The 12807-nt window shown below is 66.3% G+C and carries 9 protein-coding genes; 6 read left to right on the top strand and 3 right to left on the bottom strand.

What is annotated here, in order from left to right:
- Position 1 precedes the first annotated feature (1 nt).
- From ASV56_RS16045 to iolD, 3 genes are read right to left on the bottom strand one after another with little or no spacing between them, the layout of a single operon-like run.
- Positions 2–814, bottom strand: a complete 813-nt coding sequence (locus tag ASV56_RS16045) for an SDR family oxidoreductase (protein ID WP_062562986.1) — start codon at positions 812–814, stop codon at positions 2–4.
- Complete coding sequence (iolE, locus tag ASV56_RS16040; protein WP_062562985.1) at positions 811–1704, bottom strand: myo-inosose-2 dehydratase; 894 nt, start codon at positions 1702–1704, stop codon at positions 811–813. The genes ASV56_RS16045 and iolE overlap by 4 nt, the downstream gene beginning before the upstream one ends.
- Positions 1705–3576 (bottom strand): 3D-(3,5/4)-trihydroxycyclohexane-1,2-dione acylhydrolase (decyclizing), encoded by a 1872-nt coding sequence (gene iolD / locus ASV56_RS16035; protein ID WP_062562984.1) that lies wholly within the window; start codon positions 3574–3576, stop codon positions 1705–1707.
- A 104-nt stretch (positions 3577–3680) separates the two neighbouring features.
- Here iolD and iolG point away from each other — a divergent pair, with 104 nt between their 5' ends.
- From iolG to ASV56_RS16005, 6 genes are all read left to right on the top strand, one after another.
- Positions 3681–4688, top strand: a complete 1008-nt coding sequence (gene iolG / locus ASV56_RS16030) for an inositol 2-dehydrogenase (RefSeq protein WP_062562983.1) — start codon at positions 3681–3683, stop codon at positions 4686–4688.
- 3 nt (positions 4689–4691) lie between these two features.
- Positions 4692–6122, top strand: a complete 1431-nt coding sequence (locus tag ASV56_RS16025; RefSeq protein WP_062562982.1) for an NAD-dependent succinate-semialdehyde dehydrogenase — start codon at positions 4692–4694, stop codon at positions 6120–6122.
- A gap of 14 nt (positions 6123–6136) precedes the next feature.
- Positions 6137–6943: an HpcH/HpaI aldolase family protein gene (locus tag ASV56_RS16020; protein WP_062562981.1), complete on the top strand. Its 807-nt coding sequence runs from the start codon at positions 6137–6139 to the stop codon at positions 6941–6943.
- On the top strand, positions 6943–7911 hold the full coding sequence (locus ASV56_RS16015) for a hydroxyacid dehydrogenase (protein ID WP_062562980.1): 969 nt from the start codon (positions 6943–6945) through the stop codon (positions 7909–7911). Before ASV56_RS16020 ends, ASV56_RS16015 begins: the two co-directional genes overlap by 1 nt.
- 237 nt (positions 7912–8148) lie before the next feature.
- Entirely contained in the window at positions 8149–9273 is a 1125-nt protein-coding gene (locus ASV56_RS16010) for a Gfo/Idh/MocA family protein (protein WP_062562979.1), read from the top strand.
- 109 nt (positions 9274–9382) lie between these two features.
- Positions 9383–12807: pyruvate carboxylase (locus ASV56_RS16005; RefSeq protein WP_062562978.1), on the top strand; the 3425-nt coding region annotated here is incomplete at its 3' end.

Here is a 12807-nt window from a genome sequence, read left to right as displayed (position 1 = left end):
GTCATGCCTCCAGTTTTGCCGCAGGGACCGGCGCGTCGTCATAGCCGCCATGGACGGACTGGTCGAAGGGGATCACCGCCCCGGTCATCATGCCGCTGTCATCGGAGGCCATCCACAGGGCGGCGCGCGCGACTTCCTTCGGGTCGAGGATGCGACCAAAGGGTTTCTGCGCCGCCGCGCGGTCGATGAAATCGGGATCACCGGTTTCCGACAGCACCAGCGCGCGTTCGTGGTCCGAGTTCATCCAGCCGATATCGAGCTGGTTTACATGGATCCGGTGCCGCATCAGCGCAAAACCAGCATGGCGGGTCAGCGTCGCCAAGGCCCCCTTGGAACCCGCATAGGGTGCGAGGAAGGGCTGGCCCACCAGCGCGGACATCGAACCGATATTGACGATGCGACCCTCGATCCCGTCGCGGGTCATCACCTTGGCCGCGTCCTGCATCAGGAAGAACGGCGCGCGGGTGTTGACCGCGAACATGCGGTCGAACAGCTCGGGCGTGGTGTTCAGCAGGTTGCCGCGGTCGGTCAGGCCGGCGGCGTTGACCAGAATGTCCACGCGGCCAAAACGCTTGTCGGCGGCGGGGATGATGGTCTGCACATCCTCGATCCTGCCCAGGTCAGCGGCGACCATCTCGACCGGAACGCCGGTCGCCGCCGTGATTTCGGTCGCGACCGCCTGCCCCTTCTCGACACTCCGGCCGACGGTCACGACGCCCGCCGCGCCCGCTTCGGCAAAGAGCCGCGCGATGGCCGCGCCAAGCCCCTGCGTGCCGCCGGTGACGACGGCGATCTTTCCATCAATGCGGTTCATTTCACCACCTCGTAATCTGCCGCCGCCATCACGCGCAGCAGTTCCTTGTGCCCCTTTTTCGCCATCTCCAGCGGAGGATTGGCAACGGGATCCTGCTCGGCCTCGACCACGAACCAGCCCTCATAGCCCTTGGCCGCCAATGCTTTGACGATAGCCTCAAAATCCAGCGAGCCATCGCCTGGAACGGTGAAAGCACCCTTGATCACCGCATCGAGGAAGCTTTCGCGCGTCCGGTCCAGCCCGTCCACGACCGCGCGGCGGATGTCCTTGGTATGAACATGGCTGATGCGGGAATGGTGGTTGTCGATCACCCGCATCACGTCGCCGCCGGCAAAGGCCATGTGGCCCGCATCGAACAGCAGCGGCACGGATGAGTGCTTCATCAGCAGGTCCAGTTCCTCTTCGGTCTCGACCGCTGCCGCCATGTGATGGTGATACGAGATCGGCATCCCCTGCCCAGCGCACCAATCGGCGAAATCGCTGATCTTGCGGCCATAGGCGGCCATCTCGGGCTCGGTCAGCTTCGGCTTGGTGGCCAGGGGAGCGGAACGCACGCCCTGGATGGAACGCGCGGTTTCGCCATAGACGATGCAGGGCGCTTGCGCCGCGATGAAGAACGCCATCTGCTGCGCGATGCGGTCCTTTTCCGCCTCGATATCGCCGTCCAGCAGCAGGCCAGAGAACCAGCCGCCGCAGACCGAGATCCCGAAACGGTCGAGGATCGGCCCCAGTTCGGCCATGTCCATCGGGAAACGTCGTCCCGTCTCCATGCCGGTGAAGCCTGCCTCGGAGGCCTGCCGCAGGCATTCCTCAAGGCTGACGTCATCGGACAGTTCGGCCAAGTCGTCGTTCCACCACGCGATGGGTGCGATGCCAAGTTTTGCTTTCATTTACACACCCAGGCGCTGCGCTTCGCGGATCTTTTCCTGCGCCGCACGGGCGGCGCGGACGGTTTCGAAATTCGAGATCTCGGGCACCCCGACATCCCAATCCGCATCCCCCGGCACCCATTTCCAGGCGTCCGAGACGATCGAGATCACCGTCACCCCGTCATGGGCCAGTGCATCCTGCATCGCGCCCTCCAGATCGGCCAGGCTTTCGGCCTTGACGGCGCGGGCGCCCATCGCCTCGGCATGTTTCACGAAATCGACATGCAGCGGGTTGTCGCGGTTCTGGATCCGGCAATCGGCCAGCAGGTTGTTGAAGCCCGGCACGCCCTTGGCCTGCTGAAGCCGGTTGATGACCGCGAAGCCACCATTGTCGCAGACGACCACGACCATCTTGTGCCCGGTCAGCGCCGCCGAATAGATGTCCGAGTTCATCATCATGTAGGTGCCGTCGCCCAGCATGACGATGGGCGTGCCGCCGGTCGCACCCGGCCCCTCCTGCGCCATGGCGCAGCCCCAGCCGGCGGCGATCTCGTAGCCCATGCAGGAAAAGCCGAATTCGCAATCGAAGGTGTTCGGGTTCTTGACCCGCCAGCCCTTGGTCACCTCGCCCGGCGTGCCGCCCGCCGCGGCGATCAGCGTGTCGTTCGGCCCTGCGACCTTGTTCAGCACGCCGACAACCTGCGCATAGGACGGCACCAGTTCGTTGGTCGGCGCCTGATGATCGTCCAGCAGCTTGTTCCATTCGGCGAACAGGTCCTTGGCCCGCTTCATCAGCCCGGCATCGGCGGCCCAACCGCCAAGCGCCGCGTCCAGCTCGCCGATGGTTTCCAGAGCATCGCCGACCACGGCCAGCGATCGGTGCTTGACGGCATCGAAGCGCGCCGCGTTGACCGAGATGAATTGCGCATCCTCGGCGAAGGCCGTCCAGGAACCGGTGGTGAAATCCTGCAATCGGGTGCCGATGGCGAGGATCACGTCGGCCTCTTTCGCCAGCGCATTGGCCGAGGTCGAGCCGACGATGCCGATGGGCCCGGCATGGACCGGGTGGTCATGGGTCAGCGCGCCCTTGCCGGCGATGGTCTCGACCACCGGAATACCGCGTTTGGCGGCGAAATCGGCCAGGGCCCCCTCGGCCAGCGAATAGCGCACGCCGCCGCCTGAAATGATCAGCGGTTTCTTGGCCGTTTTCAGCAGCTCGGCCGCCGCCGCGACCGCATCGCGGTCGGGACGCGGGCGCGGGATGGCCCAGACGCGCGGCTCGAAGAACACCTCGGGATAGTCATAGGCCAATTCCTGCGTGTCCTGCGCCAGCCCGATAAAGGCCGGGCCGCAATCGGCGGGGTCCAGCATGGTCGCCACGGCCTGCGGCAGCGACTGGATCAGCTGCTCGGGCAGCGTGATGCGGTCCCAGTAGCGCACGACCGATTTGAAGGCATCGTTGGCGGTGATGGTCGGGTCGCCGAAATGCTCGACCTGCTGCAACACCGGATCGGGCAGGCGATTCGCGAAGGTGTCGCCGGCAATCAGCAGCACCGGCAGCCGGTTCGCCATGGCCACGCCTGCCGCCGTCACCATGTTCAGCGCCCCCGGTCCAATCGAGGTCGCGGCGACCATCAGTTGGCGGCGACGATTGGCCTTGGCGAAGCCGATGGCCGCCAGTGCCATGGACTGTTCATTCTGGCCGCGCCAGGTCGGCAGCTCGTCCTGCACCTGTTCCAGCGCCTCGGACAGGCAGGTCACGTTGCCATGCCCGAAGATGCCGAAGACGCCCGCGAACAGCGGGACACGCGCGCCCTTGATCTCGGTGAACTGGTTGCAAAGGTAACGAACAAGGGCTTGGGCCATGGTCAGGCGCACGGTCTTGCGTGGCATCTCGCCTCCTCCTGCGGATGGTGTTTTCCGGACGATACGGAATGATGATTGACAATGCAATAGTTCTGCAATGATTATTGCGGGACGAATTTCGGGAGGAACCCATGACAGGAATCGCCGTCCTCGGCACCGGCCGCATCGGCCGCATGCACGCCGAAAATATTGCCGCCCATCCGCGCGCCCGACTGGCAGGCGTCTATGATATCCATGCCCCCGCAGCCGCCGAAGTCGCAGCCACCCTGTGCGTGCCACAATTCGATTCGGTCGAGGCGGCATTGGCTTCGGCCGAGGTGGATGCGGTGCTGATCGCCAGTTCGACCGCCACCCATGCCGATCTAATCGAGCAGTCGGTCGCAGCGGGCAAGGCCATCCTGTGCGAGAAACCCATCGACCTGTCGCTGGACCGGGTAAACGCTTGTGCAACGAATATTGCCGGCACCAGCCTGCCGATCATGCTGGGCTTCGTGCGCCGCTTCGACAGTGGCCATGCAGGGGTGCGGAAGGCCATCGAATCGGGTCAGATCGGCGAATTGCATCAGGTCACCATCACCTCGCGCGATCCAGGCATGGCGCCCGATGCGTATATCGAGGCCTCGGGCGGCATCTTCCGCGACATGACCATCCATGATTTCGATATGGCCCGCTTCATCCTGGGCGAGGAGGTGACCGAGGTCACTGCTACCGGCTCGCGCCTGGTTGACCCAGCCCTGATGCAGCGCTGCGACGATTACGACACCGTCACCGTTGTCCTGAAGACCGAATCGGGCAAGCAGGCAATCATCACCAACTCGCGCCGTGCCGTTTATGGCTACGACCAGCGCGTCGAGGCTTTCGGCAGCGCCGGCATGGCGATTTCGGAAAACCGGACACTGGATCATGTCCGGCTCTATGGCGCGGAATTCACCGACCGGGCCGCGCCGCTGAAAAACTTCTTCATCGACCGCTATGCCGATGCCTTCGCGGCCGAGATCAGCGCCTTCGTCGATGCCATCGAACAAGGCAAGTCGGTCCCGGTCGGGTTCGAGGATGGCAGGCAGGCGCTGCTGCTCGCCGAGGCCGCGATCCGTTCCGCCGCCGAGGGCCGCACGGTCGCAACCAGGGAAATCGGATAAGCCATGTATTCGCAATTCGGATTGTTCATCGACGGCCGCTGGACTCCCGGCACCGTCAGCGGAGAGGTCATTTCTCCGGTCACGGAAAAACCGCTGGGTCGGGTGGCTCTTGCCACGGCCGAGGACACGCAGGCGGCACTGGATGCTGCGGCACGCGCCCTGCCCAAGCTGCGCGAGATGGGCGGTTTCGGCCGTGCCGACGCGCTGCACAAAGCCGCGGACGAGATGATCCGCCGTGCCGACGAGGCCGCGCGGATGATCTCGGCCGAGACCGGCAAGCCCATCGCCCAGGCGGGCCGGGAATGGGCGCTGGCCTGTGACCAATTCCGCTGGTTCGCCGAGGAGGCGCGCCGCATCTATGGCCGCATCGTCGACAGCCGCGTCTCCGGCGGGCGTTTCGAGGTGACGCGCGAGCCGGTAGGCATCGTCGGCGCCTTCACCGCCTGGAACTTTCCCGCCGCCCTGCCGGCCCGCAAGCTGGCCCCGGCGCTGGCCGCCGGCTGCCCGGTGGTGCTGCGGCCATCATCGCAGACGCCGGGCGTGGCGATGGTGATGGTCGACTGCCTGCGTGCGGCGGGACTGCCCGATGGGGCGGTGAACCTTGTCGTCGGCTCGACTGGCGCAACCTATGCGCCGATCATGGCGGACAGCCGGGTGCGCAAGGTCAGCCTGACCGGCTCAACCCGTATCGGCCAGCAGATGATCCGCGATGCCGCCGATACGGTGAAGAAGGTTTCGATGGAACTTGGCGGCAATGCGCCGCTGATCATCCATGACGACGCCGACCTGGAAGCCGCGCTGGACCTGACCGTGCCGACCAAGTTCGCCAATTGCGGGCAAGTCTGCGTGACCCCGGACCGGATCTTCGTCCATGACAGCCTGCACGACGCCTTCGTGGACGGCTTCGTTTCGCGCACGGCGCAGATCAAGCTGGGCGACGGTATGAACCCCGACAAGGGCATGGGCCCGCTGATCAATGGCGGACGATTGGCGGAAATCGAGGAGATCGTAGCCGACGCCCTCCGCAGCGGCGCGACACTGGCCCATGGCGGCAAGCGCCCGGCGCATCTGAACAGCGGCTTCTTCTTCGAGCCCACGGTGCTGACCAATGTTACCGACGACATGAGGGTCTTTGCCGAGGAGAACTTCGGTCCGATCGCCGCCATCACCCGCTTCTCGACCGAGGACGAGGCGCTGGCGCGCGCCAATGCCTCGGACATGGGCCTGTCCGCCTATGCCTTCACCCGCTCGCCCGACCGGGCGCGGCGCATGGCGGCGGGGCTGAAGGCCGGCATGGTCGGCATCAACAGCTTCGCGCTGGCCGCATCCGAGGCGCCCTTCGGCGGCACCAACCATTCCGGCATGGGCCGCGAAGGCGGCATCGAGGGGATCGAAGACTACCTCGACACCAAGCTTTCGCAGATCGTGTTCTGAGGAGAGGAAACGCGATGTTCACCAACAAGCTGAAACAACACTGGGCCGAGGGCCGCCCCACCATTAACGGCTGGCTGTCCATCGGCAACCCGCTGACCGCCGAGATCATGGCGGCGCAGGGCTATGACAGCATCACCATCGACGCCCAGCACGGCGCGCTGGACTACAGTGCCGTGCTGCCCATGCTGCAGGCGATGCGGGCCTCGGGCGTCACGCCAATGGTCCGCGTGCCCTGGCGCGAGCCGGGCGCGATCATGAAGGCGCTGGACGCCGGCGCACAGGGCGTCATCTGCCCGATGGTCAACTCGGCCGAGGAGGCGGCGGAATTCGTCAGCTACATGCGCTATCCGCCGCATGGCCAGCGCAGCTTCGGTCCGACCCGCGCCACCTTCGCCTATGGCGGCTATGGCGTGGCTGCGAATGAGCAGGTGCTGGCCCTTGCGATGGTCGAGACCCAGCAGGGCATGGACAACCTGGACGCCATCGCGGCGACCCCCGGTCTCGACGGCATCTATGTCGGCCCGGCGGACCTGACGCTGGGCACCCAGAACGGCCGCCTGCCCCCCGCCTTCGACCGCGAAGAGCCCGAGATGATCGCGCTGCTGCAACGGATCAAGGACGCCTGCAAGGCGAACGGCATCCGTGCCTGCCTGCATTGCGGCACGCCGCAATATGCCACCAAAGCGATCGGCTGGGGCTTTGATCTGACCACGGTCGGCGGCGACACCCGCCTGCTGGCCGCCGCCGCCGCCGCCTCGGTCGCGACCTGGCGCGACCTGACCGGCTCCGCCCCCGCCTCCGCCACGAAAGGAACCTATTGATGCCGCATCTTCTTGTTGCCGGAAAGCTGCATCCTGCGGGAGAGGCGCTGCTGCGCGAACTTTCCGCCCGCGGCATCACCGTGGATTATGTCGAAGAAATCTCGGAACCCTCCTACGCGCCGCTGATCCAAAAGGCCGATGCGCTGGTGATCCGCACCCAGCCGCTGTCCGCCGCCACCGTGGCGCTGGCCGAAAGGCTAAAGGTCGTCTCGCGCCACGGCGTAGGCTACGATGCCGTTGATCTCGCCGCGCTGAACGAACGCGGCATTGCCCTGACCATTGTCGGCGACGTGAATTCAATCTCGGTCGCAGAACATGCGATGATGCAATTGCTGGCCGGAGCCAAGCGCGTGCTGCTGGCCGACCGCGCGGTGCGCGAGCCCGGTCAATGGGGCTGGCGCAATCGGCTGGAGCAGCAGGAAATCTCGGGCAAGAACCTGCTGATCATCGGCTATGGCCGCACCGGGCAGCGCCTTGCCCGCATGGCTGACGGGTTCGAGATGACGGTCCGTGCCCATGACCCCTATCTATCGCGCAAGGGCTGGCCTGAAGGACCGGTGGCAGAAATCACCGACCTGGTCGAGGGGCTGGCCTGGGCCGATTGTATCTCGATCCATGTGCCCAAGGCCGACAAGCCGGTGCTGGGGGCAAGGGAGATCGCCCTGATGAAGCCGGGTGTCGTCCTTGCCAATACGGCGCGCGGTGGCGTGGTGGACGAGGCGGCGCTGGCCGAGGCGCTGGCCTCGGGTCAGATCGGCGCTGCCGGAGTCGATGTCTTCAACGACGAGCCGCCCAGCGGTTCGCCCTTGTTCGACCAACCGACCGCAGTGCTGTCGCCCCATATCGCCGGGCTGACCGCCGAATGCGGCGAACGCATGGCCATCGCATCCATCCGGAACGCGATCGACTATCTGGACGGCACGGTTGACCACAGCCTTATCGTCAACCCGGCCTTCGCTCATGCTTAAGACGATGCACCGCCGACTTGCGGCTTTCGGAGCCGTCGTCGGGCAGGCGACGGTTCGCCGTTACGGCGGTGCCGCATTCATATCGGACCTGCCACGGCGCCTGGAGCAGGATCTTTCAGCACCGCCGCGCAATGGCTCAAGGCCGCACAGCAATACCGAAACCCGTTCAATCGGCCGTCTCGTCCGCCATCTGGAGGGCGGCTGAGCCCAACCTCCCCTTCAAACCGGATACTGTCCATGCCTGACAAACCCGTCCTGCGTATCGGCCTGATCGGCACCGGCTTCATGGGCAAGGCCCATGTCTTCGGCTTCGCCAGCGCGCAGAAGGTCTTCGACCTGCCCTACCGGCTGGAACTGCATACGGTCGCCGACGTCACCGAAGCAGCCGCCGCCCGTGCCGCTGCCGATTTCGGCTTCGCCCATGCCACCGCCGACTGGCGCAGCATGATCGCGGACCCTCAGATCGACGTGATCGACATCACCGCCCCGAATGCGCTGCACAAGGAGATGGCCTTGGCTGCCATTTCCGCCGGCAAGCATGTCTATTGTGAAAAGCCGTTGGCGCCGCTGGCCTCGGATGCGCGCCAGATGGCGGATGCGGCGGCGGCCAGGGGCGTCAAGACCCAAGTCGGCTTCAACTACCTCTGCAACCCGATGCTGCGGCTTGCGCGAGAGATGATCGCAGCGGGCGAACTGGGCGAGATCCGCGGCTATCGCGGACTGCATGCCGAAGATTACATGGTCGATGCCGACGGCCCCTGGACGTTCCGCCACGATCCGGCGGGTGGCGGCGCGCTGGCCGATATCGGCAGCCATGCGCTGGCCACGGCGGAATTCTTGCTCGGCCCGATCGCCGAGGTGATGGGCGATTGCCTCACGATGATCGGCCAGCGCCCCGACAGCCAGGGCGGCATGCGTGCCGTGACCGTGGACGACGTGGGCCGCGCCTTCCTGCGCTTCGCGAATGGCGCGCAGGGCTCGGTCGAGGGCAATTGGATCGCCACCGGCCGCAAGATGCAGCATGATTTCGAGGTCTATGGCACCAAGGGGGCGCTGGCCTTCAGCCAGGAGCGCTTCAACGAGCTGCATTTCTACTCGGCCGCCGACGCGCCCGGCCGGCGCGGCTTCCGCCGCATCGAGGCGAGCCCCGACCACCCGCCCTATGGCCGCTTCTGCGTCGCCCCCGGCCATCAGATCGGCTTCAATGACCTGAAGGCCATCGAGATCGAGGGCTATCTACGCGCCATTGCCGGTGAGATCCCTGAGCCTTTCGGCTTCGCGGCCGGGCTACGCGTCCAGCGGTTGGTCGAAACCATCCAGCGTTCCTCCACCGCACGCCAATGGATGACCGTCACAGCTTGAGAACCCGCTGTCGCCGTCCTTCCCGCGGCAGCGGTTGGGGCTCTCCTCGCCCCGCCTCCCCGAGGTGCCCGGCCGCGCGCCGGGCACCTCTCTTTCGAAAGGTTTTTTGATGTTCCGCAAGATCTTGGTTGCGAACCGTGGCGAGGTTGCGATCCGCGTGATGCGGGCGGCGAACGAGCTGGGCAAGAAGACGGTGGCGGTCTATGCCGAGGAGGACAAGCTGGGCCTGCACCGCTTCAAGGCGGACGAGGCTTACCGCATCGGCGAGGGGCTGGGGCCGGTCGCGGCTTATCTGTCGATCCCCGAGATCATCCGCGTCGCGAAGGAATCCGGCGCCGACGCCATCCATCCGGGCTATGGCCTGCTCAGCGAGAACCCCGATTTCGTCGATGCCTGCCAGGCCGCCGGCATCGCCTTCATCGGGCCGAGCGCCGACACCATGCGCGCGCTCGGCGACAAGGCCAGCGCCCGGCGCGTCGCGATCCAGGCCGGCGTGCCGGTGATCCCGGCGACCGAGGTCCTGGGCGAGGACATGGAGGCGATCAAGCGTGAGGCGGCCGAGATCGGCTATCCCTTGATGCTGAAAGCCTCCTGGGGCGGCGGCGGGCGCGGCATGCGCCCGATCATGGGCGAGGGCGAGCTGCCCGAGAAGGTGCGCGAGGGACGGCGCGAGGCCGAGGCCGCCTTCGGCAATGGCGAGGGCTACCTGGAAAAGATGATCCTGCGCGCGCGGCACGTCGAGGTGCAGCTTCTGGGCGACAGCCACGGCGGGCTTTACCATCTTTACGAACGCGACTGCACCGTGCAGCGCCGCAACCAGAAGGTCGTCGAACGCGCGCCCGCGCCCTATCTGACCGAGGACCAGCGCGCCGAGGTCTGCGCGCTGGCGCTGAAGATCGGCCGCGCCGTCGGCTACCAGAACGCCGGCACCGTCGAATTCCTGATGGATATGGACAGCCAGCAGTTCTACTTCATCGAGGTGAACCCGCGCGTCCAGGTCGAGCATACCGTGACCGAGGAGGTCACCGGCATCGACATCGTGCAGTCCCAGATCCTGATCGCCGAGGGCGCGACCCTGGCCGAGGCCACCGGCGCCGCCAGCCAAGCCGATGTGCATCTGAACGGTCACGCCCTGCAATGCCGGGTCACGACCGAGGACCCGCTGAACAACTTCATCCCGGACTACGGCCGCATCACCGCCTATCGCTCGGCCACCGGCAACGGCATCCGGCTCGACGGCGGCACCGCCTATTCCGGGGGCGTCATCACCCGCTTCTACGATTCGCTGCTGGTCAAGGTCACCGCCCATGCCCAGACCCCGGAAAAGGCCATCGCCCGCATGGACCGGGCCTTGCGCGAATTCCGGGTGCGCGGCGTGGCGACGAATATCGAATTCGTCATCAACCTGCTGAAACACCCGACCTTCCTCGACGACAGCTACACGACCAAGTTCATCGACACCACGCCGGACCTGTTCGCGTTCCGCAAGCGCCGCGACCGGGCGACGAAGCTCCTGGTCTATATCGCCGACATCACCGTCAACGGCCATCCCGAGACCGCCGGCCGCCCCCTGCCGCCGGCCGAGGCCCGCGCCCTGGTGCCGCCCGCAGCCAAGGCCGAGCCGGCGCCGGGCACGCGGCAACTGCTGGAGAGCCAGGGCCCGAAGGCCGTCGCCGCCTGGATGCTGGCGCAAAAGCGGCTCTTGATCACCGACACCTCGATGCGCGACGGCCACCAGTCGCTTCTGGCGACGCGGATGCGCTCGATCGACATGATCCGGGTCGCGCCCTCTTACGCCGCGAACTTGGCCGGCCTGTTCTCGGTCGAATGCTGGGGCGGCGCGACCTTCGACGTCGCCTATCGCTTCCTGCAGGAATGCCCCTGGCAGCGGCTGCGCGACCTGCGCGCGCGCATGCCGAACCTGATGACGCAGATGCTGCTGCGGGCCTCGAACGGGGTGGGTTACACCAATTACCCCGACAATGTGGTGCAGGAATTCGTGCGCCAGGCGGCCAAGACCGGCGTGGACGTGTTCCGGGTCTTCGACAGCCTGAACTGGACCCCGAACATGCGCGTCGCCATGGATGCGGTGATCGAGGCCGGCAAGATCTGCGAGGGCACGATCTGCTATACCGGCGACCTGCTGGACCCGGCGCGATCGAAATACGACCTGCAATACTATCTGAAGATGGCACGCGAACTGCGCGACGCCGGCGCGCATGTGCTGGGGCTGAAGGACATGGCGGGGCTGTTGAAGCCGGCCTCGGCGCGGGTCCTAGTCAAGGCGCTGAAGGACGAGATCGGCCTGCCGGTGCATTTCCACACCCATGACACCGGCGGCATCGCCGGGGCGACGATCCTGGCCGCGGCGGCGGCGGGGGTCGATGCGGTCGACTGCGCCATGGACGCGCTGTCGGGCAATACCTCGCAGGTCTGCCTGGGTTCGGTGGTCGAGGCGCTGCGCCACACCGAGCGCGACACCGGGCTCGACATCCGCGCCATCCGCGAGATCTCGAACTACTGGGAGGCGGTGCGCGAGCAATATGCCGCCTTCGAAAGCGGCTTGCAGGCCCCGGCCTCCGAGGTCTGGCTGCACGAGATGCCGGGGGGCCAGTTCACCAATCTCAAGGCGCAGGCGCGTTCGCTGGGGCTGGAGGAACGCTGGCACGAGGTCGCCCAGGCCTATGCCGATGCGAACCGGATGTTCGGCGACATCGTCAAGGTCACGCCCAGTTCCAAGGTGGTGGGCGATATGGCGCTGATGATGGTGGCGCAGGGTCTGTCGCGCCAGCAGGTCGAGGATCCCTCGGTCGAGGTCGCCTTCCCCGACTCGGTCGTCGACATGATGAAGGGCAACCTGGGCCAGCCGCCCGGGGGCTGGCCCGCGGCCTTGCAGAAGAAGGTGCTGAAGGGCGAGGCCCCGCTGACCACCCGCCCCGGCGCCAGCATGCCGCCGGTGGACCTGGAGGCGACCCGGGCCGAGGTCGAGGCGCTTCTGGAAGGCAAGGCGGTCGATGACGAGGACCTGAACGGCTATCTGATGTATCCCAAGGTGTTTTTGGACTACATGGGCCGGCACCGGATGTATGGCCCGGTGCGGACGCTGCCGACGCGGACCTTCTTCTACGGCATGGAGCCGGGCGAGGAGATCGCGGCCGAGATCGACCCCGGCAAGACGCTGGAGATCCGCCTGCAGGCCATCGGCGAGACCGACGAGACCGGCGAGGTCAAGGTGTTCTTCGAGCTGAACGGCCAGCCGCGGGTGATCCGGGTGCCGAACCGTCTGGTCAAGGCGCAGACCGCCGCCCGTCCCAAGGCCGACCCCGCGAACGAGGGCCATATCGGCGCGCCGATGCCCGGCGTCGTCGCCTCGGTCGCGGTCGCGGTCGGGCAAAAGGTCAATGTGGGCGACATGCTCTTGACCATCGAGGCGATGAAGATGGAAACCGGCCTGCACGCCGACCGCGCCGGCACGGTCAAGGCGCTGCACGTCACCCCAGGACAGGCCGTCGACGCAAAGGACCTGCTCGTCGA

Origin of the sequence: Paracoccus aminovorans (assembly GCF_001546115.1) — a bacterium.
GTDB lineage: Bacteria > Pseudomonadota > Alphaproteobacteria > Rhodobacterales > Rhodobacteraceae > Paracoccus > Paracoccus aminovorans_B.
This window is presented reverse-complemented; position numbering and strand designations above follow the sequence as displayed.